At 59.3% G+C, this 23,160-nt stretch carries 24 protein-coding genes and 1 pseudogene; 11 read left to right on the top strand and 14 right to left on the bottom strand.

Annotated features, from left to right (window positions below):
• Positions 1-23 precede the first annotated feature (23 nt).
• Entirely contained in the window at positions 24-770 is a 747-nt protein-coding gene (locus H4W29_RS14365) for a helix-turn-helix transcriptional regulator (protein WP_192729496.1), read from the bottom strand.
• A 400-nt stretch (positions 771-1,170) separates the two neighbouring features.
• Between H4W29_RS14365 and sciP the strand changes: the two genes are divergently transcribed.
• Positions 1,171-1,446 (top strand): CtrA inhibitor SciP, encoded by a 276-nt coding sequence (gene sciP / locus H4W29_RS14360; RefSeq protein ID WP_007533628.1) that lies wholly within the window; start codon positions 1,171-1,173, stop codon positions 1,444-1,446.
• A gap of 14 nt (positions 1,447-1,460) precedes the next feature.
• Here the strand turns inward: sciP and H4W29_RS14355 are convergent, their stop codons facing one another.
• Positions 1,461-1,976, bottom strand: a complete 516-nt coding sequence (locus tag H4W29_RS14355; RefSeq protein ID WP_192729495.1) for a paraquat-inducible protein A — start codon at positions 1,974-1,976, stop codon at positions 1,461-1,463.
• 52 nt (positions 1,977-2,028) lie between these two features.
• Between H4W29_RS14355 and H4W29_RS14350 the strand changes: the two genes are divergently transcribed.
• Positions 2,029-2,307: a GNAT family N-acetyltransferase gene (locus H4W29_RS14350; RefSeq protein ID WP_113321626.1), complete on the top strand. Its 279-nt coding sequence runs from the start codon at positions 2,029-2,031 to the stop codon at positions 2,305-2,307.
• Positions 2,308-2,423: 116 nt separating this feature from the next.
• Here the strand turns inward: H4W29_RS14350 and H4W29_RS14345 are convergent, their stop codons facing one another.
• Positions 2,424-2,774, bottom strand: coding sequence for a hypothetical protein (locus H4W29_RS14345; protein WP_007815190.1), 351 nt, complete (start codon positions 2,772-2,774; stop codon positions 2,424-2,426).
• A gap of 434 nt (positions 2,775-3,208) precedes the next feature.
• Here H4W29_RS14345 and ctrA point away from each other — a divergent pair, with 434 nt between their 5' ends.
• Entirely contained in the window at positions 3,209-3,910 is a 702-nt protein-coding gene (ctrA, locus tag H4W29_RS14340) for a response regulator transcription factor CtrA (RefSeq protein WP_007815188.1), read from the top strand.
• Positions 3,911-4,037: 127 nt separating this feature from the next.
• Here the strand turns inward: ctrA and H4W29_RS14335 are convergent, their stop codons facing one another.
• Positions 4,038-4,400 carry a response regulator gene (locus H4W29_RS14335; RefSeq protein WP_037104520.1) on the bottom strand — a complete coding sequence of 121 codons (363 nt, stop codon included), beginning with the start codon at positions 4,398-4,400 and terminating at the stop codon, positions 4,038-4,040.
• 113 nt (positions 4,401-4,513) lie between these two features.
• Positions 4,514-5,161: a histidine phosphotransferase ChpT gene (gene chpT, locus H4W29_RS14330; RefSeq protein ID WP_192729494.1), complete on the bottom strand. Its 648-nt coding sequence runs from the start codon at positions 5,159-5,161 to the stop codon at positions 4,514-4,516.
• Positions 5,162-5,355: 194 nt separating this feature from the next.
• Here chpT and H4W29_RS14325 point away from each other — a divergent pair, with 194 nt between their 5' ends.
• Entirely contained in the window at positions 5,356-5,949 is a 594-nt protein-coding gene (locus tag H4W29_RS14325; protein WP_192729493.1) for a DUF1134 domain-containing protein, read from the top strand.
• Positions 5,950-6,078: 129 nt separating this feature from the next.
• The gene (locus tag H4W29_RS14320; protein ID WP_192729492.1) at positions 6,079-7,233 is read left to right on the top strand and encodes a coiled-coil domain-containing protein; all 1,155 of its coding nucleotides are present in this window, start codon (positions 6,079-6,081) and stop codon (positions 7,231-7,233) included.
• 12 nt (positions 7,234-7,245) lie between these two features.
• Here the strand turns inward: H4W29_RS14320 and H4W29_RS14315 are convergent, their stop codons facing one another.
• The gene (locus H4W29_RS14315; protein ID WP_192729491.1) at positions 7,246-8,070 is read right to left on the bottom strand and encodes a TrmH family RNA methyltransferase; all 825 of its coding nucleotides are present in this window, start codon (positions 8,068-8,070) and stop codon (positions 7,246-7,248) included.
• Between the two features lie 7 nt (positions 8,071-8,077).
• Positions 8,078-8,470, bottom strand: a complete 393-nt coding sequence (locus H4W29_RS14310) for a hypothetical protein (protein ID WP_192729490.1) — start codon at positions 8,468-8,470, stop codon at positions 8,078-8,080.
• Positions 8,471-8,512: 42 nt separating this feature from the next.
• On the opposite strand from H4W29_RS14310, the gene H4W29_RS14305 reads away from it, so the two are divergent.
• Positions 8,513-9,538 carry an RluA family pseudouridine synthase gene (locus H4W29_RS14305; protein ID WP_192729489.1) on the top strand — a complete coding sequence of 342 codons (1,026 nt, stop codon included), beginning with the start codon at positions 8,513-8,515 and terminating at the stop codon, positions 9,536-9,538.
• Between the two features lie 13 nt (positions 9,539-9,551).
• Here the strand turns inward: H4W29_RS14305 and H4W29_RS14300 are convergent, their stop codons facing one another.
• Positions 9,552-9,713, bottom strand: a complete 162-nt coding sequence (locus tag H4W29_RS14300) for an entericidin (protein WP_183732317.1) — start codon at positions 9,711-9,713, stop codon at positions 9,552-9,554.
• Positions 9,714-9,982: 269 nt separating this feature from the next.
• Here H4W29_RS14300 and rpoH point away from each other — a divergent pair, with 269 nt between their 5' ends.
• Entirely contained in the window at positions 9,983-10,891 is a 909-nt protein-coding gene (rpoH, locus tag H4W29_RS14295) for an RNA polymerase sigma factor RpoH (RefSeq protein ID WP_037104500.1), read from the top strand.
• Between the two features lie 86 nt (positions 10,892-10,977).
• Here the strand turns inward: rpoH and H4W29_RS14290 are convergent, their stop codons facing one another.
• Together H4W29_RS14290 and H4W29_RS14285 are read right to left on the bottom strand one after the other, a co-directional pair.
• Positions 10,978-13,362 (bottom strand): hypothetical protein, encoded by a 2,385-nt coding sequence (locus H4W29_RS14290; protein WP_192729488.1) that lies wholly within the window; start codon positions 13,360-13,362, stop codon positions 10,978-10,980.
• 60 nt (positions 13,363-13,422) lie between these two features.
• Positions 13,423-14,721 carry an adenylosuccinate synthase gene (locus H4W29_RS14285; protein WP_192729487.1) on the bottom strand — a complete coding sequence of 433 codons (1,299 nt, stop codon included), beginning with the start codon at positions 14,719-14,721 and terminating at the stop codon, positions 13,423-13,425.
• 187 nt (positions 14,722-14,908) lie between these two features.
• On the opposite strand from H4W29_RS14285, the gene H4W29_RS14280 reads away from it, so the two are divergent.
• Complete coding sequence (locus tag H4W29_RS14280; RefSeq protein WP_192729486.1) at positions 14,909-15,826, top strand: DMT family transporter; 918 nt, start codon at positions 14,909-14,911, stop codon at positions 15,824-15,826.
• On the opposite strand, the gene H4W29_RS14275 is transcribed toward H4W29_RS14280, so the two are convergent.
• Complete coding sequence (locus tag H4W29_RS14275; protein WP_192729485.1) at positions 15,823-16,671, bottom strand: GNAT family N-acetyltransferase; 849 nt, start codon at positions 16,669-16,671, stop codon at positions 15,823-15,825. The genes H4W29_RS14280 and H4W29_RS14275 overlap by 4 nt on opposite strands.
• Positions 16,672-16,939: 268 nt before the next feature.
• Complete coding sequence (locus tag H4W29_RS14270; protein ID WP_192729484.1) at positions 16,940-17,278, bottom strand: hypothetical protein; 339 nt, start codon at positions 17,276-17,278, stop codon at positions 16,940-16,942.
• 265 nt (positions 17,279-17,543) lie between these two features.
• Here H4W29_RS14270 and H4W29_RS14265 point away from each other — a divergent pair, with 265 nt between their 5' ends.
• From H4W29_RS14265 to H4W29_RS14255, 3 genes are all read left to right on the top strand, one after another.
• The gene (locus H4W29_RS14265) at positions 17,544-17,753 is read left to right on the top strand and encodes a KTSC domain-containing protein (protein ID WP_192729483.1); all 210 of its coding nucleotides are present in this window, start codon (positions 17,544-17,546) and stop codon (positions 17,751-17,753) included.
• 128 nt (positions 17,754-17,881) lie between these two features.
• Entirely contained in the window at positions 17,882-18,721 is an 840-nt protein-coding gene (locus H4W29_RS14260) for a DUF6030 family protein (protein WP_192729482.1), read from the top strand.
• A gap of 337 nt (positions 18,722-19,058) precedes the next feature.
• Complete coding sequence (locus H4W29_RS14255) at positions 19,059-19,259, top strand: KTSC domain-containing protein (RefSeq protein WP_007815149.1); 201 nt, start codon at positions 19,059-19,061, stop codon at positions 19,257-19,259.
• A 131-nt stretch (positions 19,260-19,390) separates the two neighbouring features.
• Here the strand turns inward: H4W29_RS14255 and H4W29_RS14250 are convergent.
• Both H4W29_RS14250 and H4W29_RS14245 read right to left on the bottom strand, forming a co-directional pair.
• Positions 19,391-21,201, bottom strand: a pseudogene (locus tag H4W29_RS14250) (putative bifunctional diguanylate cyclase/phosphodiesterase).
• 115 nt (positions 21,202-21,316) lie between these two features.
• Positions 21,317-23,101 carry an IlvD/Edd family dehydratase gene (locus H4W29_RS14245; RefSeq protein ID WP_192729480.1) on the bottom strand — a complete coding sequence of 595 codons (1,785 nt, stop codon included), beginning with the start codon at positions 23,099-23,101 and terminating at the stop codon, positions 21,317-21,319.
• Between the last annotated feature and the right edge of the window lie 59 nt (positions 23,102-23,160).

Genomic DNA, 23,160 nt, shown 5'->3' with positions numbered 1-23,160 from the left:
TTGGAAAAGAAAGGTATCGGCTGTTACAGCAGCCGATACCGAAATGCCCGGGCGACCGCCTGCATGCGGTTGACCGAATCCAGTTTGCGCATCGCGCTCTTCAGATATCCCACCACCGTATGCGATGAGAGATCGAGAATGATCGCAATCTCGTCGCTGCTCTTGCCCGCAGCAGACCAGCGCAGACATTCGATCTCCCGCCGGGTGAGGCTTTCCGATGGCCGGTCTTCCGGCTTCTCGTCGCTCGGCAACGTGTCCAGAAGCTCCATACAGCCATAGAGCAGCATCATCGCCTCTTCGCGAGATGGCGTGGCACGCGCCCCCGAAAAGGCAAAGATGTACTGTTTCAGGTCAGCGTCGTGCAGCGTAAATGCGAAGGTATGCTTCAGCCCATGCATCTGAAACATCGTGTTCAGGCGGCGGTTTTCCTGATTCGCGGCATTGCCGCCAAAAGGCCCCTCCTCGCAGAAGACAGGCATGATGGTGCGCTTCATGACAGCGACGACTCTGCTGCAATAAAAGAGATCCGCCTCCTCGTAAAAGTTGACGAGGCTCTGCGGCCAATTGCTGATCAGCTTGTTTTCGAGAAAGGCCGTCCGATCCCCGCGCGGGAATACGGAGAACAGGTAGAATTCGAACCCGGCAGCCTTCGTTAGCTCATCCAGACGGCTTGTGCCGTCGAGGGCGGAAATGCCCGCAGAACGGGCTTCGAACTCAGAAAATGCAGCATCATCAGCGCAGTCGCGGACTGCCCGTTCACGTCTCTTCATTCTCTTATTCCTTCACAGGCGTGGCTTCGGCCCGGTCTCGCAGCCGGCCGCGGATTGGACGCGCCGGACGATCAGGAAGGACAGCATTTGCCCCGCACCCGAAGGATACGAAGCATTCAAACGGCAATCTTTATTGATACTGCGAGAAGAACGGAGACGAAGTCTTTGCGCTCATACTTATGTTGCAGCGCTTATAAAATTATCCGGAAGAAATATGTAACATTTATTCCGCATGGCTCCCATGCAGCCGCATCAAATTGACCTGGCGGCAGGAGCCCGCAAATCAGTCCTCCGAGCGCGCGTCTAAAGTTATTATCAAAGTCTTACGATGCGCTTAGGCAATTTTTAAATGTGGCAAGTTAGAGTGGCGCCCGTGGTCTTGCGTTGTGTAGAGAGTCCAATGACCGAAATGATACGTCCCCGAGTGAAATATGTCATCGGCCCCGATGGCAGCCCCCTGACGATTGCGGATCTTCCGCCGCCGAACACGCGGCGCTGGGTCATTCGCCGGAAGGCAGAGGTTGTCGCGGCTGTTCGCGGTGGCCTGTTGAGCTTGGAAGAAGCCTGCGAGCGTTATACGCTCACTGTCGAAGAATTCCTTTCCTGGCAGTCTTCCATCAACAGCCATGGCCTCGCTGGCCTGCGCACCACGCGCATCCAGCAGTACCGCCACTAACCCATTTGATTTGATTATTTCGGGCCGGACGCATTTCCCTTAAGGGAATGAAGAAGGCCCGAAATCATTGCCGAGGCCGCGTAACACCAGAGGCCGGGTTGCGTAAACGCATTCGCAAGCCCCGTCGTCTTCGCTGCCGCAATCACGATCGCGACGAGCAGCACGTCCATCATGGACCACTTGGACAGATGCGGCACGACGTTGCGATAAAACAGGCCGCCGGTGCCGCCGGCAGCCATGGATTCAGCGGCGATCCCGATCATTTTCAAAACCGGCAGTACGATCGAGACGAGCGCAACCAGTGCCGCAAGCGCCGCGTCGCCTCCATTCCAGAGCGAAGCCACGATTTCCAGCAGTGACGGCGTCTCGTCGAAAAACCAGAGCTTCTCGAAACGGATGAGCGGCAACACAAGGCCAAGCGCCAGAAGAAACGGCGCCGTCACCAATAGAACGGGCCGGATCGCCGAAAGCCTGTTCAAATTTCTGCCTCCTCTTCGAACACACTGTCTCCTGCCGCGACGGCTTGGCATGCCGATGCCGCCATGTCACGTTCCCGATCACATAATTCGTCAGGAGACAGACATGGATATCAGGATTGAAGAAAACACGTCCGGCGGCCGCTATGTTGCGACGCTGGAAGGCCATGAAGCGGAAATGACCTATTCCCGCACATCACCGAAACTCATCATCATCGATCATACCGGCGTGCCGGACGCTTTGCGTGGCAAGGGCGTCGGCCAGGCGCTCGCCCTTCATGCGGTCGAAGCAGCCCGCGAGGGCGGCTGGAAGATCATCCCGCTTTGCCCCTTCTTTAAATCACAGGCGCAGCGCCATCCGGAATGGAACGACGTAGTAAACTGAGTACATCCGCCATACGATAGAAACACCAAAAGCCATGCATGACGGACACCGCGCCCGTCATGCATGGCTTCTGTGGTTATCCCCCAAGGCGCCGGGACCGGCGCCTGCAATAGTCGTCAGGCCCGGACGCGAACTGCGCCGTCACGCTCTTCGAGTGCCGTTGCCCTGGCATATTCCGCCTGCATTTCCTCAAGCGCCAATTCCAGCGCCTCCTCCTGAACCTTCAGTTCCTTGATTGAGACCTGAAGATTGTCGGCGCGCTGACGTGCGGCCTTCGCGAAGGTCGGATATGCAAAGTGATTCGGGTCGGAAATACCGGACTTCTTTTCCTCGACGACGATCTGGCTCTCCAGATCCTTCGTCATCCGTTCAAATTCGGACATCATCATCTGCAACTGCTGCAATTGACGACGTTTTTCGTTAACCTGAAACTCTTTCAGGCGAACGAGGCTCTCTCGCGATTTCATACGCATTACTCCCGTGATGCGAGACCCCGGCTCAACTTGACACTGCCCTGCGCGCCGCTTTGACACGGTTTGCCGAAAAATTTCCTCCGATATTAACAAAAACCTACCGCTGGTAACCTTTCGTTTACGGGCATCGTTAATGATAGGCGCGATGATTTAAGGCTCGGTAAACGCCAATACAGGAAACCGCACCTTTTCATTAGCGAGTCAGATGAATCACTTAGCGCAGATTCTTAATGTCAAAGTTGAGATTTGTGTTTTGTGATTTCCATTGGAAAACAGCGAAATGGAAAAATTATTTAATAAATTCGATACTCCTTGCCAGAGTGAATTAGAATTTGTTAACCATTTCGTGGCAGCTTCCAAATCACGTAGCTTATTCGGTATCGCGTAGGGGGCCATGCCACCTTTCGGCGGCGGTAAAGGGGATAATAATGCGGGTACTTCTCATCGAGGATGACAGCGCTACGGCGCAGAGCATCGAACTGATGCTCAAATCTGAGAGTTTTAATGTTTATACGACAGATCTCGGCGAAGAAGGCGTGGATCTGGGCAAGTTGTATGATTACGATATCATCCTTCTCGATCTGAACCTTCCCGACATGTCCGGATACGAAGTGCTGCGCACTCTCCGCCTGTCGAAGGTCAAGACGCCGATCCTCATCCTCTCGGGCATGGCCGGCATCGAAGACAAGGTTCGTGGTCTCGGCTTCGGCGCCGACGACTACATGACCAAACCGTTCCACAAGGACGAACTCGTCGCCCGTATCCACGCCATTGTCCGCCGGTCCAAGGGCCACGCCCAGTCGGTCATCATCACGGGCGAGCTTATCGTCAACCTCGACGCCAAGACCGTCGAAGTCGGCGGCCAGCGCGTTCATCTGACGGGCAAGGAATATCAGATGCTGGAGCTTCTTTCGCTCCGCAAGGGCACCACGCTCACCAAGGAAATGTTCCTGAACCACCTCTATGGCGGCATGGACGAGCCGGAACTGAAGATCATCGACGTCTTCATCTGCAAGCTGCGCAAGAAGCTCGCAAATGCTGCCGGCGGCGCCAACTACATCGAAACCGTCTGGGGCCGCGGCTATGTGCTGCGCGAGCCCGATGGTGCCGAATACGCCGAAACCGCCTGATCCGCCGAATCCCCTTACCAAATGAAAAGTCCCGCCTCTCCGGCGGGACTTTTATTTTATCGGTAATGTGCGGAAATGAAAAAGCCGCCCAAAAGAACGGCTTCCGTCAACGATTTACGCGATCTAATCAGGCAGCGATTGCGCGATTTCCGAACACCGCGGTGAGGATCTTGCGGTCGAACGGCTTGAGCAGGAAATCGGTTGCCCCTGCCCGCTTGCCAGCCATCAGCTTTTTCAGATCGGCCTCAATGACGCAATAGTAGATCTTGACCTCTTTGCCGCCGTCCATGGCCCGGATATTGGCGATGAGATCGAGCGCGCCTTCCATGCCCGAATCAACGATCAGATATTCGGGAAGCTCAGCCTGGCAGCGCTGCAACGCTTCTTCGGCATTCGAAGCTTCGCTGACCAGAAAATCGAGCTCGGAAAGGATTCGCTTGCCGACCTTACGAACGATGTCCGAACTATCGGTGATCATGAATCTCTGCATGGCAGCTCCTTACCCCTCGCGCTGTCTCCGTCGAGGGCCTTCCTAACCTTCAAGGATAGGTTGATCAGGCTAAGGAATCGTTACTGCATTCGCTTCGATCAGCAATCGGTGAACTACGTTGCGGCGACCTTGGCAGTGAAGACGATCTCTTCGGCACTGGCTGAATAATCCAGAACCATGCCGCATTCTTCCGCCAGCAGCACAGTGTAATAAGGCTGGATCGAATGCGCATCGATCGCTTCCTCGGCGGTGCCGGTGGCGATTTCGACGAATTTCGGCGGGACGCGCATCAGCTTGCCTTTGGCGACGAGCTTGAAGCTGGCATCGAATTCCGGATTCTCCAGCGTAATATCCAGATTGCCACCACGCGGAATGGAAGAATAGGCGACAAGGAAGAGGTTAAGGAGCAGCTTGACCCTGTTCTTGGCGACAATCGCGCGTGGGCCACTCCAACTTACTTCGGTCTTCTTCTCGGCCACGGCAAAGTCCTTGGCTGCACGTTCGGCCTCGCCGGTGTCGATCGAAGCGCCGACAGAACCGGATGCACCAAAGGCAAGGCGTGCGAATTTGAGACGGACCGAGGCATTGAGCGCACTAGTGCGGATGAGATCCATGGCGTCCGAATCCGCTCCGCCTTCGTCCAGAAGCTCCAGACCGTTGTTGATCGCGCCGACGGGCGAGATCACGTCATGGCACACCCGGCTGCACAGAAGTGCTGCCAGGTCCGGGCCGGACAGAGTGAGATTCGGGTTCTTGGACATCATCGTCTCCTGAGGGCGGCAGTGTCATTCCACCCGGTAGTGTGCCTGATCAAAATTGCGCGAAGTTTGCGACCGTACTCGCCGCCATAATGACACCATATTTGGTAAACCGATTGTTAAGACGATCGGCGCAAAATGCATCAAATGCCAATGCCCCCGACCCAATGCCCTGACAATGACGAATGGATGACATCATGCGCCTCCAATTTCTCGGAAGATTTATCGGCTTCTGCAGGTTGCTGACCGCTATCATGATCTCGTCGATGATGATTACGGGACAGGCCGCAGCGCAGCAGCAGAACAACAGCCAGTATACAGTGCAGGAAATCGTCGATGCCGGTCATTCCTTCTTCGGCGAGACCAGTGGCGGCCTTGCCAAGGTGGTTGAAAGCGCCTTTCAAAAATATGGCCTGCCGAACGGCTATATCCTCGGCCAGGAAGGCGGCGGCGCCTTCATCGCCGGCCTCACCTACGGCGAAGGCCAGCTCAATACCAAGAATGCCGGCGAGCATCCGCTCTACTGGCAGGGTCCGTCTCTCGGTCTCGACTATGGCGGCCAGGGCTCCCGCGTCATGATGCTGGTCTACGACCTGCCATCCATCGACTCCATCTACGCGCGCTTTGGCGGTGTCAGCGGTTCGGCCTACGTCATTGCCGGCTTCGGGATGACGCTTCTCAAGAACAACAACGTTCTGGTCGTGCCGATCCGTACCGGCGTCGGTGCCCGTCTCGGCATCAATGTCGGCTACCTGAAGGTGACGCCGAACCCGACCTGGAACCCCTTCTGAGACGCCGAGATCAGTAGTAATATCGTTGGGAATATAGTCTTGATGGCATCGGCAGCCTTGCCGATGCCATTTCTGCATGCTTAATCAACCGGACTGACCCGTATCAACCTTCGAATCGATGGCCGCGCCGTGATCGAATATGCTCTTTTGTTCGGATTGGGCTTCCTGACCGCGGCCTTTCTCGTCTTTTTGGTCTCGCCTGCCGTCCATCGCCGCATCGTCTGGTATACCGAAAACCGCCTCAAGGCGACGATGCCGTTGAGCCCGCAGGAAGTGCGGGCACAGAAGGACATGGTGCGCGCGCTCTACGCCGCTGAAAATGCCCGCACCGCACAGGACCTGCACCGCGAACGCGAGAAGTCGCTCTCCCTGCAGCTTCGCCACGACGCACTCGCCGTCGATGCCGGCAGACTTGCCTCTGAGGTCAATGAGGCGCGCGCACAGATCGGCGAAATGCAGGTAGAGGCCGCCGAACAGCGTTCCCACCTGCGCAAGGACGAGAACTATATCAGTCAGTTGAAAACGAGCCTGCATATTGCCGAACAGGCGGGTTCCAACAAGGATAGCGAGCTGGAAACGCTGCGGGCGCGGCTTTCCAAGATCACGGAACAGGCCAACAACCTGAAGATCGACCTAGCTGCGCGTGAGACTGAAGCCGAAAACCTGAAGTTCCGCGCCAATGCCATGCGCGATGAACGCGATACGATGCGCCAGGACGTGACTGTCCTGCAGAAGCGCGCCAAGGATGCCGAACAGAAGCTTAGCCAGCAGCAGCACATGGTCATTCGCCTGGAAGACAAGGCCGCCCGTGAGGCTGCCTCTGCTGCCGACAAGGAAGCACTGCTCGGCCGCCGGCAACAGGAAATCGCCAAGCTGAAGGACCAGCTGAAAGCGACCAATGCCGAGCTGCGCAAGGTCACCAAGGTGCTGCGTGATGCCGGCCTCTCCAAGGCCATTGCCGATCTGCCCGCCGAAGCGACCAGCGAAGCAGAAACCTCTGAACTCGATCTCGCTGCTATCACAGCGCAGATGAGCGACAATGTGCGCCGGCGCAGCGCAGCACTTGCCGACCACCTTCAGAAGGCAAGAAACAACACCGGTCGCGATGGCGCGCTTCGCGAGGAAATCACCTCGATCGCCGCCAACATGGTGGCGCTCACGGCGCTCAAGGAAGGCCCGTCCTCTCCGATCCTGTCCCTCCTGCCGGACGGCGGGGAGAAGAAGGGCGCAAACGACCGCGTGAACCTCGCCGACCGCGCAGCTGCGATCATCGCCGATCCGTAGCGCTGAGCCCCATCAGATCCGCGCCATCGCCGACGATATGGCAAAGAGCGCAATACCTGTCGCCGTCGCCACGTTGAGACTGTCCAGCCCTTCAGACTGCGGAATGCGCGCACTACGGAAACGGGAAAGCACCGCTTCCGGCAGTCCCTCGCCTTCAGTGCCGACGACGAGCGCCATACGATCGGAAGCCGATATCTGTCGGATATCCGTCTCGCCGCGTGGCGAAAGCGTCCAGATTGCAAAGCCGCGCTCGGCAAGACCAGAAAGAAGAGCGAGTGCATCGCCACCGCGATGATAGGGCATGCTCAGGACCGAGCCGACCGAAACGCGCAGCGCCTTGCGATAGAGCGGATCGCAGCAGGTCTCATCAAGGAGGATCGCATCCGCCCTGAAGGCAGCGGCATTGCGGAACATCGACCCGGCATTGTCGTGATTGGAAATACCGCAGCCGACGAGGACCAGCGCCTGCTCGGGCAGTGCATCGAGAAGGATGGTTTCCGTCGCCTGCTCGCGGCGACCGAGCGCAAGCACACCGCGATGCATGTTGAAGCCGACGATACCGTCAAGAACATCGGCATCGGCCACATAGACAGGTACGTCTTTCGGAAAGCGGTCGAGGATCTCCGCCACACCGTCGAGCCGATTGCGGAGCAGCAAGATCTTTTCGGCCGAAAATCCCCTACCCGCCGCATGCGCATCGGCGAGCATGCGCAGCACAACGGTGCCCTCGGCGATGAAGCGGTTCTGCCGGCCCGTCAGGTCGCGCTCGCGGATATCGCGAAACTCCGCGATCCGTAGATCGTCCGGGGTTTCGATCGTGAGGGGCTGTCCGGCCATGCCGGCCTCAGTTGCCCGACAACGTGATGTCAGCCACGATGCGGCCCGCTTTGATATCGAAGACCAGGGCCTTGCGCTTGCCGTCGACCGCTGTGCCGTAAAACAGGATCTGTCCGCCCGAAAGCGATGTCTGCTCGATCTTGAAGCCGAGCGGCAGCGAGGCCGTCGAATTCATCGGCGCGTCGGAGGGAACACCGGAAGAGCCTGCGGTCGCGGTGGTCTGCGAGGGCTCCGTACGCGTCACCTTGTAGACAACAGCGCCGAAGACCGCCATAAGGCTCACGAACATGATGGCGCCCGAGACGATCTGCAGGCGAACCATCTTGCGCCGGACATTTTCCATCGCCGGATCAAGGGGCTTTTCTTCCTGCTCGTCGTCGGCTGGCTCGAATTTCGTCATCTATGGCGTCCCGTTCTAAAAATACGTCGGAGAAGAAGCGTCTTGAGCGACCCCTTTAAACAAGCAGATGACAATAGAAAAGTCCTGACCGCCGATGAGACAGCCGAAGGCCGCCTCGACGCCTGGCTGACCGCGCAGGTCGGCGAGGAATTTTCTCGCAGCCGCATCAAGGCGCTGATCAAGGATGGGCAGGTCTTTTTGAAGGGCGCGCCGATTACCGATCCACAACGGAAGGTGCGAGCCGGCGACAGCTACGAGATCACCCTGCCCGAGCCCGAGGATCCGACCCCGAAGGGTGAGGATATTCCGCTCGACATCCTCTACGAGGATGAAGACGTCATCGTTATTTCCAAGCCGGCTGGCCTCGTCGTCCATCCCGGCCCCGGCAATTGGACAGGCACGCTCGTCAACGCGCTCATCTACCATTGCGGCGATACCCTCTCCGGCATCGGCGGCGTGCGCCGCCCCGGCATCGTTCATCGGCTCGACAAGGATACGACCGGTGTCATGGTCGTCGCCAAGAACGATATGGCGCATCGCCATCTCTCGCTGCAGTTCGCCGATCACGGTCGCACCATGCCGCTGGAACGCGCCTATCAGGCGATCGTCTGGGGCCGTCCACGCTCGCTCTCGGGAACGATCGACGCGCCGCTCGGCCGCGCCACCGGCGACCGCACCCGCCGTGCCGTCAAGCGCCCCGAAAACGAGAATGCCGATGAGGCGATCACCCATTACGAAGTGCTCGAGCGCTTCCATGAAAGCCCGGATGCGAGCGCGCTTGCCTCGCTCGTCGAATGCCACCTGGAAACCGGCCGCACGCACCAGATCCGCGTCCACATGGCCCATATCGGCCATCCGCTGTTGGGCGACGCCGTCTACGGCGCCGGCTTCAAGACCAAGGCCAATCTTCTGCCCGACGAGGCCCGCAAGGTCGTCAAGGCTTTCGACCGTCAGGCGCTGCATGCCTATATGCTGCAATTCGAGCATCCGCGCACCGGCGAGGTGATGCATTTCGAAGTGCCGCTGCCGGATGACATGGTGGAGCTAGCTGACGCACTGCGCGGATGAGAAATGGCGGCTGCTACTTCTTGGAGCCGGCACTCAGGACCCGATGCGTGGCATTGTCGAGAGCGTGGCTGGTGTCGCGCCCGTCCTGTGCCAGTCCCCTAGCGGTGTTCCCGCAAGATGAAAGAGCGGCCGAAAGCGAAAGCAGCAGGATGACGGCAAGGGCTGGTCTGATCATCTGGTTCCCCTCATAGGGCGGCTGGGCAAGAGTGCCACCGCCACTGGAAAAATGCGGCAGATGTCGGTAAAATCAATGCCTCTGGTTGGCTCTGGCAAAGGCCGGATAACGCCCTCGTGAACGCCCGAGGCGACCTTGAATCCCTGTTTCGCCATACTTATTTGTAAATAGACTTATTGCGGGCTTGGAGAGAGCCGCATGTCCCGGTTTGCCTTTAACGCGAGGGCGCGTTCCATCGGGAACCGGAATCCATATAAGGAGGGTGCATCATGGCCCGAAATAACTTGCCGTCCATTACCGCCGGCGAAGCCGGTCTCAATCGTTACCTCGACGAAATCCGCAAATTCCCGATGCTGGAGCCGCAGGAAGAGTACATGCTCGCCAAGCGTTACTCCGAGCATGGCGATCGCGATGCTGCGCACAGGCTCGTCACCAGCCACCTGCGTCTCGTGGCGAAGATCGCCATGGGCTATCGCGGCTACGGCCTGCCGATCGGCGAAGTTGTATCAGAAGGTAACGTCGGCCTCATGCAGGCCGTCAAAAAGTTCGATCCGGAACGCGGTTTCCGCCTCGCCACATACGCCATGTGGTGGATCAAGGCCTCGATCCAGGAATATATCCTGCGCTCGTGGTCTCTGGTGAAGATGGGCACGACCGCGAACCAGAAGCGCCTGTTCTTCAACCTGCGCCGCCTGAAGGGCCGTATCCAGGCCATCGATGATGGCGACCTGAAGCCGGAGCATGTGACCGAGATCGCGACAAAGCTGAACGTCTCCGAGGAGGAGGTCGTTTCGATGAACCGCCGCCTTTCCGGCGACGCATCGCTGAACGCCCCCATCAAAGCCTCCGAAGGCGACAGCGGCCAGTGGCAGGACTGGCTCGTGGACGACCACGACAGCCAGGAAGACGTGCTGATCGAGCAGGATGAACTCGATACTCGTCGGCGTATGCTGTCAAAGGCCATGAGCGTGCTGAACGACCGCGAACGCCGCATCTTCGAGGCTCGCCGCCTCGCTGAAGATCCGGTAACGCTGGAAGATCTTTCGGCCGAGTTCGACATCAGCCGCGAGCGTGTCCGGCAGATCGAAGTCCGCGCCTTTGAAAAGGTGCAGGACGCGGTCCGCAAGGAAGCGCTGGAGCGTGCCAAGGCCGTGCGTGTAGTTGAAGCTACGGCATAAGCTGGTCGTCATCCGAAATCAAAAAAGGCGGGTCCTTGCGGCCCGCCTTTTATTTTGTGTGATTTCCGTGGCCCGCGATGCCGGCCTTACTGGCTGGTCGAGAGATCTCCGAGCGCCGTCCATTCCTTGATCGCCGTGTTGAAGGCATTGCCGCCCGTGGCTCCCTTTTGCATGGTCAGCAGCGCACGGCGGCCGTTGCGGTAGGTGACCGGAATGTCGATCCAGTCGCGCGTGGCAAGCAGGTCCAGATTGGCCTTGCGCGCATCGGGATAGTCGTTGAGAGCGATCATGTGAAAATCGTCGGTGATCTTGGCCGGCACCGCAATCAGCGGATCGCCGCGATCCTGCTCCGTACGCTTCATCGAGATGCGCTGAACGCTATCGATGCTGCCGCCTTCGAAATTCGGCGGCACGGAGAAGACGATCTCGACAAGATGGCTTGCCGGCAGCGACGGATCGGAATTGCGCTTGAAGGTCACGAGCGCCGAAAGATTGCGCTCCGGCACGGTGACGTTGCCCTGCACGGTGGCTTCCTGGCGTCCGTCCTGTCCGGCTTCATGCTGAACGGTCCAGATGACCGATCCCTCGATTGCCGTCGGCGAGCTTTCGCCGATCCGCTCCTCATAGAGGAACATCTTTTCGGTGGCACCGATAGGCGTGTTCTGCGCTGCAGGTGCTGCGGCAGGGCCGTTCGGTGTCAGGTTTTCGGCAGGCGCAGCATCGGACTGGACGCTCGGCGTGCTGGTATCGGCTGCAGCAACGTTCTGCGCGGCAACCGACTTGCCTTCCGCCGTCGGCGTTCCCGGCACTGCTGCGGGGCCGTTATTGACTTCGGTACCATCGGCGAGCAGCCGCTGGGTAAACTTGGTATTGGCAGCCGAACCGTCCAGCGAGGCAACTTCCTGGTTGGGTCGCGTCGGCGGCGTAGTAGCACTCTGATCTGCCGGCTGGGCCGGGGCCGGCGTGCTGTTTTCCTGCACCGGAGGCGCTGCCCCCGGCGTCACCGTCTCGTCGCGTGCAGCCTGTGACGGCGCGGAACTGACGAGACCATCGACCATTTCCATCACCGCTTCGCGGTTCATCCAGCCCGCATAAGCGCCGCCACCGAGAATGCCGAGCGTAGCGAGGATCGCCAGAATGGTGCCGATGCCGAAGCGCCGGCGCTTCGGTTCCATACGGAAACTCTTGCCCTGCATCTTCGAGGCAACGATCTGATCCAGATCCATCGGCGGATTGCTGTCGTCGTCATCGGTCGCAGCATTGCGGCGGTCATAACCACGCAGCGTCCGCGCCTCACGCCAGCCTTCGCTTGGCGCTGCGGCCGGTGCGGGAGCTGCAGAACCGGAACCGTTGCCAGCATGCACTTCCGCAAAGATATCGACGTCGTCGAAATGCGCGGAAGCTGGTGTCTTCTTGTCCGTGCCAGCCTCGATCGGCGGCAGATCATCGAAAGCGGCAGCTTCCCAGGAGAAGTTTCCCTTGGCGGCCGGCATGACCGCCGGCGAAGCGCTGTTTCCGAGCGTCGAGACCTCATCGAAAGCGCGTGCCGAAGCATCGGCGGGAACGGCGGGCGTGGCCTCGGCATACGAGTGGAGTTCTTCGCGCGCCCATTCGGTCTCGGCTTCCTGCGGTACAGGAGCCGGTGTTTCGGCAGCCGGCTCGGACCACATGCGATCGAAATGCGCTGCCGCATCCATTGCAACCGGTTCTTCGCGCGTGTGCTCGATGAAGTCGCTGGTTTGTGTCTGCGATTGCGGTTCGAAATCGGCCATCGGCTCGACAAGCCGATTGGACGCACGGTCTATGCCGCGCGGAGCCGGCTGATGAACCTCCTCGCGCTGAAGCTCTTCTTCCACCTCATGGGTGGTTTCGGCTACCGGCTCGGCAACGACCTCTTCCGGCTGTGGTTCTTCCGGATAATATTCCTCTACCGGCTCATGAGAGCTCTCGGGCTCGGCATGAACCTCTGCCTGCTCCGGCGCGCGCCATTCTTCTGCAGGCGCTTCTTCCTCATGAGGCGGATGCCATTCAGCGTGCTCAGGCACCGCCTCTTCGGAGGCGGCAGCAGCCTGAGCAACCTCCTCCGGCTCAGCAGGCTGCTCGTAGACGGGATGTTCTACGTCCTGCTGCTCTTCTTGGCCTTCGGGGACGGATTCCTCAGCAACAGGGGCCGTCTCTGCAACAGGCTCATGCTCAAGCGCAGGCTCCTCATGGACTTCAGGCTCCGGAGCGGCTGCGGCCGGTTCCTCGACAGGCACGGCTTCCGAATGCTCGCCCTCGACTTCGCGAATTGCGGCCTCGAGCTTTTCGAGCTGGCGTTGCAACATGGCTTCCGGCGGACGCGGCTTCATGTTCTCGAGCTGCCGTTGCACTGCGCCGCGCGCGCGCTCGTAGACCTTCACCCGCATCTCGGGCGTATTTTCAGACAGGCCGTCGACTGCCCGCCGAATAACTGCAATAAAATCCGCCATCAGTACTTTCTCAAGAAGTCCGGCACACTCCCGAACGGTCGCCTTAAGTGACCCGCGACATTAATCCTCAAACGGATCGGTCACAAGTATGGTGTCGTCACGCTCGGGGCTGGTGGAAAGAAGCGCAACAGGTGCGCCGATCAGCTCTTCGACCTGGCGAACATATTTAATCGCCTGCGCCGGCAGATCCGCCCAGCTGCGAGCGCCGACCGTCGATTCCTTCCAGCCCTCCAGCGTGACGTAAATCGGCTCAACCCGAGCTTGAGCCGCCTGGCTTGCCGGAAGATGATCGATCTGTTCGCCATCGAGCTTGTAGCCGACGCAGATCTTCAGTTCGTCGAGACCATCGAGCACATCGAGCTTTGTCAACGCAATGCCGCTGATGCCGTTAGTGGCGACCGACTGGCGCACCAGTGCAGCGTCAAACCAGCCGCAACGGCGCTTGCGCCCCGTCACCGTGCCGAATTCATGGCCCTTCTCGCCGAGGAACTGACCGATCTCGTCCGTCAGTTCTGTCGGGAACGGGCCTTCGCCAACGCGCGTCGTATAGGCTTTGGTGATGCCGAGGATATAGCCGAGCGAACCCGGACCCATGCCCGAACCGGCAGCGGCCTGGCCGGCCACCGTGTTGGACGAGGTCACGAAGGGATAGGTACCATGATCGATATCGAGCAGGCTGCCCTGCGCACCTTCGAAGAGGATACGAGCGCCCTTGCGGCGCTCCTTGTCGAGGAACAGCCAGACAGTATCACGGAAAGGCAATACGCGGTCGGCGATCGATGTCAGTTCGTCCATGATCGTCTGATGGCTGACTTCGGCAACGCCGAGGCCGCGGCGAAGAGCATTGTGGTGCGTCAGGATGCGGTCGACCTTGCCCGGCAAGGCTTCGAGGTCCGCAAGATCCATGACGCGGATGGCGCGCCGGCCGACCTTGTCTTCATAGGCCGGGCCGATGCCGCGGCGGGTCGTGCCGATCTTCGTGCCGCTGTTGGAAGCTGCATCTTCGCGGTAGGCATCGAGCTCGCGGTGCAGGGAAAGGATGAGGGTCGCGTTGTCGGCGATGCGCAGATTTTCCGGCGTAACTTTCACGCCCTGCGCTTCCAGCCGACCGATCTCGGCGATCAGCGCATGCGGATCAACGACGACACCGTTGCCTATGACAGCCATCTTGCCGGGGCGTACGACGCCGGAGGGCAGCAGCGAGAGCTTGTAGCTCGTGCCGTCGATGACGAGCGTATGGCCGGCATTGTGTCCGCCCTGATAGCGCACAACGATGTCAGCACGTTCCGAAAGCCAATCGACAATCTTGCCCTTGCCTTCGTCGCCCCACTGCGAACCGACCACGACCACGTTCGTCATCAAACTCTTCCTGTTACCGGCGGAGAACCGCACACCTGCTCAAACCCGCGCATCTATAAAGCTTTGTTTTTGGGAAAGCGACCCTGTTATCACAGCAGATTCGGCTTTTTACGTGACAAATCAGCCGCCAGCAGGCTAAGCCCGGTCACAAACGCCTGCCAGAGACGACAAAGACAGGAAGATCCCCTTGCAAGCTACAGCCTATATCTGCCTTGTCGTTGCAACTCTGTGCTGGGGCGGCAATGCCGTAGCAGGCAAACTGGCGCTCGGCCATGTCAGCCCGATGATGCTGACCTTCCTGCGCTGGTTCCTGGCGGTCGTGCTGATCGCCGCCATCTCGCTGCCGCAGTTGAAGAAGGACTGGCCGGTGGTGCGCAAGAACCTGCCCCTCCTCTTCTTCTATGGCGTGATCGGCTACACGACCTTCAATGCCATGCTCTATTCGGCCGTGCAGTACACGACGGCAATCAATGTCGCGATCGAGCAGGCCGGCATTCCCATGCTGATTTTCCTGCTGAATTTCGTCTTTTTCCGCACCGGCGTTTCGCTGGCCCAGGTCCTCGGCTTCGGCATGACGCTTGTCGGTGTCGCGCTGACGGCTGCCCATGGCGATCTTGCAACCCTGCTGCGGCTCAGCCTCAACCGCGGCGATGGATTGATGCTGATCGCTGTCGCCGCCTATGCCGTCTATACGATCTTCCTGCGCTGGAAACCCATCGTCGACTGGCGCACGCTGATGGCGATCCCAGCGCTCGGCGCGGCGCTGACTGCCCTGCCGCTGCTTCTATGGGAGGCTTCACGTGGCGCGGCCCAATGGCCTGATGCAAAAGGCTGGGCGATTACCTTCTACACGGCAATCTTCGCCTCCCTGCTGGCGCAGATACTTTATATCAGGGGCGTCGAGGAAATCGGCGCCAATCGCGCTGGCCTGTTCATCAATCTCGTCCCGGTTTTCGGCACGCTGCTCTCTGTCGCCTTGCTCGGCGAAACGCTGCAGCATTTCCACATGATTGCGCTGGTGTTGACGCTCGGCGGCATCGCTATCGCCGAAAAGGGCCGCCCCAAAACGGCTGCGTCCACCGTACCGGCTTCGCCGATCGACTAACCAAGCTCCAGCGTCGTCACGCCATAGACGTTCTTCAGCGGAATTTCCGGAGCCGGACCGCGATACATGCGCGCGGTTTCCATGACTGGCTCGAGCCCTACGCTTTCAGCAAGCGTAATCGCCTCGGCATTGACGGTGGGGATATCGATATAGATCGACGCACCATGTGCCTGGGGAATGAGGCCTGTCAGAAGGGCGGCGGCGCTATCCGTATCATTGGCAAAAAGCGGGCCGATCTTGTAGCCCTCGTAACAGCGGCGGATCGTGCCGTAACCGCGGATCTTTCCGCTCTTGCGCACGACGACCGAGCTGCGCCCCTTTCGCGCCGTGCACCAGGCGGCAAGGAAAGCTGCGCGGGGCTGCGGGAAAATGCCGCTGTCGTAGCGAAGCAGGCCTTCGAGCCGTGCATCCGGTACCGGCTGCGCGACGAGTGACGAATCCGGCATCGATGTCGGTACGCCGCCATAGCGAATCGTGTTGTAAGCGACCTCGAAACCGGCCTTGCGATAGACTGCCTGTTGAGCGGCAACCCCATCGAGACCGATCGTGCGGTCTCCCGCCGAAGCGATGCCGGCGTTCCAGATCGCCTTGCCGAAGCCCCGGCCGCGGAAATCGGGATGCACGATGTAAAGACCGAGGAAGGCAAAATTGTCGCCATATTTGACAACCGAGATGGAGCCGACCGGCACCTCACCGATGGCGCCGACGAAAAATCCGGAAGGATCGGCTTCGTGGAATGCGATCGCATCGTCGAGACCGGGATTCCATCCCTCCTGACGTGCCCATTCCAGCGCAAGCTCCAGTTCGCCGGGCCGCATGGAACGAACGGCAAATTCCGAATTCATGCAACCTTCCCAGATTGAAACCCGCAAGTCCATTCCGTCATGCGCCAAGCAACCGTCAAGTCGATTGTCCCTGCGCTCAGACCGGTCATGATGAACTCACGTTCACGGCTTGAACGATGCGTGTCGTCGTTTTGAAATGCAATGCAAAAGAACTTCGATCTCGCCTTACCATGAAACAATGTAATTGCAATCTCAAGAAAATTACTGCGCCCGCCGGATCCTTCCGGCGGGCGCAGACCAAATGACGGCTGTAGCGGGCATTCGGGCCCTAGCGCAGAAACGGACCCAGCGCCTCGGCAGCACCGATGGTCTGGGAAGCCTGGCCGAGAACGCTGTCGAAAACGAAGCCGATGACGATGGTCAGCTGCCGCGAATAGGCCTTGAGCTGATAGCCCTCGCCTTCGACCTGTGCCGGAGCGCTAAGGGCAAAGGGAACGTTCGGGCGAACGAAGCCGACGCTCGTCGTCAACGGCTCCTCGGACAAACGGCCGATGGCCGAGGTGTACATGAGATCGCGGCCGAAACCGCCCGGGCCAAAGGCGAAAGCCGGCTGGCTTGCAGCCGATATCGTGATTGCGAGCGTCGCGGCAAGAAGAAGTCTGCTCATCTTGAAGTCCCCGTTTCCAGCCGGCCGGCTATTTCCGCCTGGCCGCAGCGCCGGTCGCATCTGTCCATGCCCGGCCGCTTTCATGAGGGTCACTCTACATGCCAGTATTTGCAGGCTTTTTAAGCCGATCCATACAATTTTATTGAAACGCGACTTTTTAGACTGTGCCTGTTTGGGCGGGAAACAATCTTTACCATACGCCTTGACGGTATCTTCGCATCCTTACTTTTAAGATGCCTCAAAACGAAACAGGGACAAAAATACGATGCACGAAGTTCCAGTCAAATCCAGGATTATCCAGAACGTCTATTTCAGCCAGGAAGACGGGCGCCTGCGCATCTGCTTCCGCAACGGCCAAGAACGACTGTTCGAAGGCGTACCGGTCGACGACGTCAGCACCATGGTGACGGCGCCCTCGCCGGGCCAGTATTATATCGACCGCATCAGGACACGGTATCGCCGTATCGCGGCCTGACAGGCTTCGATCGTTTCACCGGAGCAACCTTAAATCGATTGTGCCATGCTCCGGTCGAGATCGATTGCCACATCAACGCCAGCCTTATAAATGATGACTTCCATTGTCCGAGGTCTCGCGAACTGACGATGCCATCGTCCGATCAGAATATGAAACTGGCGCCGCAGCCGAAAAAGGGCCGCGCCGTCATGTGGCTGCTGATCGTCCTGTCCCTTTCAATTGTTGGCGCAACAGTGCTGTTGTCGAACGACATGCGGCACCTGAAGTCGCTGGCCCACTCCTTCGGCATAGAGCTTTTCCCGCCCGCGACACCTCCGCCTCCCCCGCCGCCCAAGGTCTTCCGCCGCACCGAACCCATCAGCATCAAGATCGCACCGCGCATGTTCGACCCGCCACAGCCGGTACTTGCGAGCGTTTTCCTGCGCACCTGGCGGATTTCCGGCCCGGCCATGTGCGAAGCGCTGCGCTCGGCAGGCATCGAAACCAGCGAATGGAAGGAAACCGCCTTTAATTCCGATACTTTCGAATGCTCCCACGAACAGATTTTCAAGAAAGATAAGGAGCACGTTGTCAGCTCGCTTTTCCTCGTCGTTCGTGGCAACGGCAATGGCGCGATATCAAACATGCGCGTGAAACTGGTCGGGCCGGCGACCAACAGCAACGGGCAGCTCGATGCCGGAACAATGCGCATCTTCGAAACCATGCTGACGCAGCCGGCCTGGCTGGATTTTCATGATACGCTGGCGGCGATCCGCAATCTTAAGGATGTGAAGGAGGAAGGCTTCGGCGCCCTCATCAACTTCACCCAGGAATTTTCACGACCGGGCGCCTTCAACTTCACGCTCCTGCTTCAGGAGACCTCCCCCCAACAGCGCCGCACGAAGGATTACTTCTCCCCGAAGACCTGGCTGCCCGCGCCCGACCCCTCCTGGCAGGTGCCGGAACTCATCTTCTGGCGACGCGCCTGATCACTTCGCGCCGGCAACGAGCGGCAGCCTTGGTGTGTCATTAAGCAAACCGGCGAGATCCTGGCCGTCCCGAGCATCCCCATTTCAAGACTGGACGAAACGCTTTTGAGTGCTCGCTGAGCGGGCATTGTTCCGCTGCAGGTTGTGCTTAATTGTCATAGCACTTTCGGGCTAATTTAGAGCGTCAAACTTCAGACGCATTTAACTCAAAATAGGTAGGGCTCCACTCTTTGGATCCTTGACTTGAATCGACCAGGGATTAGCTTTGAGGCTGCCTTGAACCGCTCGTCGGATCCAGCAGCCACCTCTCTCGCGCGAAACACATCGGGGAGTCCGCATGGAAACTAGACTGCAGTCCAAACTGATTGAAGCGATCGATTACCAGCGCGAGACTCGACACCTCACGCTCTATCTGACCAACGGCCAACGCCGTCATTACGAAGATGTCCCTGAAGGCATCGTCGTCGGACTGACCGCAGCAGCATCTCCTGGCGACTTCTACATGAGCCAGATCCGAGGCCGCTTCCGCACTACCTGAAAAATACGGCACGCACCCAACGCGTGCCGTGTCAGTGCATCGGGAGTAACCCTAACGTGCTCGCCGACGGGACGGCTCGGACTGAAATCGGCCTCACATTCCATTCATCGACTAGACTCCAGCCGCAAATTTCAGCCGGCTACACTTCGAGATTTGCCGTCGTGGCCGGTTGACGCAAGAAGGCGCCCCGTATCGGCGGCATTGGAGGGATAGCCAAGCGCAAAACCCTGCAGGCTGTCGCAGCCGAGCCATGACAGCGTCACGGCGTGGGCTTCGGTTTCCACCCCTTCGGCAATCACTTCCACATCGAGAGCCTTGGCGATCTCGACGATCGATCCGACCACGCGCCTCTGCTCAGCCGATTCCACGACATCGGTGACGAGCTGGCGGTCGATTTTCAGCCGCTTCGGCTTCAGTCGCACGAGCCCGATGAGCGAAGCATGGCCGGAACCGAAGTCATCGATCTCGATATCGATGCCCATCTGCTTGATGAGGTCGATATTGGCGAGGAATTTCTCATCGCAATCGTCGAGGAAGATCGTTTCCACGAGCTCGAAGACGATGGCGCCCGGCGGAATGGCGAGCCGGCGCAGCTTGTCTAGCAGAGCGGGATCGGCAAGGCGCCCGGGCGAGATATTCACTGCGATGCGCGGCACATGGTAGCCCAGGACCTGCCAGGCAACGCGATCTTCAAGCGCGCGCTGAAGGACCGCGGCATCGATCTCCGCCGAAAGTCCGTATTCATCCGCAATGCGCAGGAAGGCGCCTGGTGCAAGCACGCCCCTTTCCGGATGGTTCCAGCGCGCCAGCGCTTCCAGCCCGGTGATCTCGCGGGTGCGCGCATCGAGCTGCACCTGATAATAAGGGATGATCTCGCCCTGTTCCAGGGCTTGGGCGAGATCCTCGGCGAGGCGACGCTTGCCGCGCAAGTCATCCTGAAGCTGTCGGCTGAAGAACTCTACGCGGTTGCGGCCAAGCTTTTTTGCCTGGTAGAGCGCCAGATCGGATTCGGCGAGCAGGTTGCGCGCCCTTTTGTCGCTGCTCCAGGATACACCGATCGACGCGCCGGACTGCAGCATCTCCTGTCCGAAGCGGATTTTCTTCCGCAGTCGCCGCTGCACATCCTCAACGATTGCCTTCAGCGCGTCGAGGCCGGCGAAATTGACCAGCACAATGACGAAATCGTCGCCGCCGACACGGGCAGCCATGCCATCCGAGGGAATGGCTGCGGCAATTCTGAGTGATGCGGTGCGCAACACGGCGTCACCGGCGGCGTGACCGTGACTGTCGTTGATCTGTTTGAACTGGTCGAGATCGAGATGCAGAACGGCAAGCGTCGACACGCTCTTGTCCGCCAGCAGCGCTGCCAGCCGCCTGTCGAGCAGGCGCCGGTTCGGCATGCCGGTCAGATAATCATGATTGGCGACATGCTCGATCCGCGCATTGCTTTCTTCAAGCGCCAGCGCTCGGGCCTCGGCCATCATCTTCTGCTTGCCAAGCTCGGCATTCAGCAGCACATCGGATGTCACGTCCCATTCGGCACCGATGAAGGAGGGAGTGCCCTCCTCATCGACATAGAAATGCGCACGTGACCGCAGGTAGCGGATCTCGCCGCTTGGGAGAATGATGCGAAACTGAGAATTATAGGCGCCGCGGGTGGCAACAGCTTTTTCGAAATCCCGCTCGGCCTGTTCCCTGTCGTCAGGATGTATGGCGTTCGACCAGATACGGGTCGACACCTCTCGATTTGTCTGACGGCTGCCGTAGAGGCGGTGCATCTGTGCATCCCAGAGAATAGAACCCTTATTGATGCTGTGCTCCCACACACCAATTTGCGAAGCATCAAGCGCCAGCTCCAGTCGCCGAAGAAGATCCTGGAACTCTCGCTCTGATCGCGTTGGTTTATTCTCGGGCAATTCGTTTCAGCCTTCGAAGCCTGCAAAAACTCATAATATAGTCGTAAGCCTTCATTAATGAAGCCTTTTCGTAAGTACCGAACTAGTTACCAGGTGAACTGTTCGTTGCGACTGCCTTCCTTTCGATCAGTATTGTTTTAATCAGTGATTGTGTCGCGGTGGATTTCCGGCAATCTGCCGGAACTCAGCTGCCCCCTCGATGACCGCACCATCTGACAGCTGCGTCACCGTTTTGCGGTAGATGCGCTGCCATGGCGTCGCATCGGCCGGCACCGGCGGGATTCCATCGCCCTTGCGCCGCTCGATTTCAACCTCGTCAACCAGCATGTCGCAACGCCCCTGATTGAAATCGATGCGAATGATGTCGCCGGTCCTGAGCCACGCGAGCCCCCCACCTGCCGCACTTTCCGGCGAGGCATTGAGGATCGAGGGGCTGTCCGAAGTGCCGGACTGGCGCCCGTCACCGATCGTCGGCAGGCTCTTGATGCCGCGCTTCAGAATATGATCCGGCGGCTGCATGTTGACCACTTCCGCAGAGCCCGGCCAGCCGAGCGGACCCGCGCCACGGATGGCGAGGATCGTGTTCTCGTCGATGCCGAGCTCCGGATCGTTGATGCGCTTGTGGTAATCCTCCGAACCGTCGAAGACGACAGCCTTGCCCTCGAAGACGCCCTCCCGGCCCGGCTCCTGCAGATAACGCTTGCGGAAATCCTCAGATACGACGCTCATCTTCATGATAGCGAAATCGAAAAGGTTGCCCTTGAGCACGAGGAAGCCTGCACGTTCTTTCAGGGGGGCGCTGTAGGGTTTGATGACGTCGCGGTCACGTGACTCACGTCCTCTGAGATTCTCCGCCATGGTCCTGCCGGTGACGGTGCGACAGTCACCATCGAGCTTGCCGGCCTGCAGCAATTCCCACATGACAGCAGGGGTGCCGCCGGCACGATGGAACTTCTCGCCGAGATAAACACCCGCCGGCTGCACATTGGCCAGCAGCGGAATATCGAAACCATGAACCTGCCAATCCTCGGGATACAGCTCGACCCCCGCATGCTTCGCCATGGCTGCAAGATGCGGCTGGGCGTTCGTCGAGCCGCCAATCGCAGAATTGGTCTTGATGGCATTGAGGAAGGCTTCGCGCGTCAGGATATCCGACGGCTTCAGGTCTTCGAACACGATCTCCACGGCGCGACGGCCAGTGCGATAGGCCATCTGACCACGCTCGCGATAGGCAGCCGGAATATTGCCGCAGCCTGTCAGCGACAGGCCGAGCGCCTCAGCCAGCGCATTCATGGTCGAGGCCGTGCCCATCGTGTTGCAATGGCCGACGGAGGGTGCCGAATCGAGCGCCGTCTGCAGGAATTCCTCTTCGTCGATCTCGCCTGCCGCGAGCTTCCGGCGCGACTGCCAGATCGCCATGCCTGAACCGGCGAGTTTTCCTTCATGCCAGCCGTCGAGCATCGGCCCGCCCGAGAGAACGATCGCGGGAATATCGACCGTGGAAGCCGCCATGATCGCCGAAGGCGTGGTCTTGTCGCAGCCAGTCGTCAACACAACGCCGTCGAGCGGATATCCGTAGAGAATTTCGACAAGGCCGAGATAGGCGAGATTGCGGTCGAGCGCTGCCGTCGGGCGCTTGCAGTTCTCGAAGATCGGGTGCGTCGGAAATTCGATCGGGATGCCGCCTGCGTCGCGGATGCCGTCACGTACGCGCTTTGCCAACTCGATATGGACGCGGTTGCAGGGGGTCAGATCGCTGCCGCTCTGGGCGATGCCAATGATCGGCTTGCCGGACCGCAGCTCCTCCGGCGTTACCCCGTAATTCATGAAGCGCTCCAGATAGAGCGCCGTCATGTCGATATGATCGGGGTTATCGAACCAGTCCTGTGAACGCAGGCGGCGCTTGGCGGTCTTGCTGTCGGTCATTTCTTTCCTCCCAATCGGGCATTCCTGTCTTCGAGATGGAGCAGCAAGGCGCTGTGATC

The sequence above is a fragment of the Rhizobium viscosum genome (assembly GCF_014873945.1).
GTDB classification, from domain to species: Bacteria; Pseudomonadota; Alphaproteobacteria; order Rhizobiales; family Rhizobiaceae; genus Rhizobium; species Rhizobium viscosum.
This window is presented reverse-complemented; position numbering and strand designations above follow the sequence as displayed.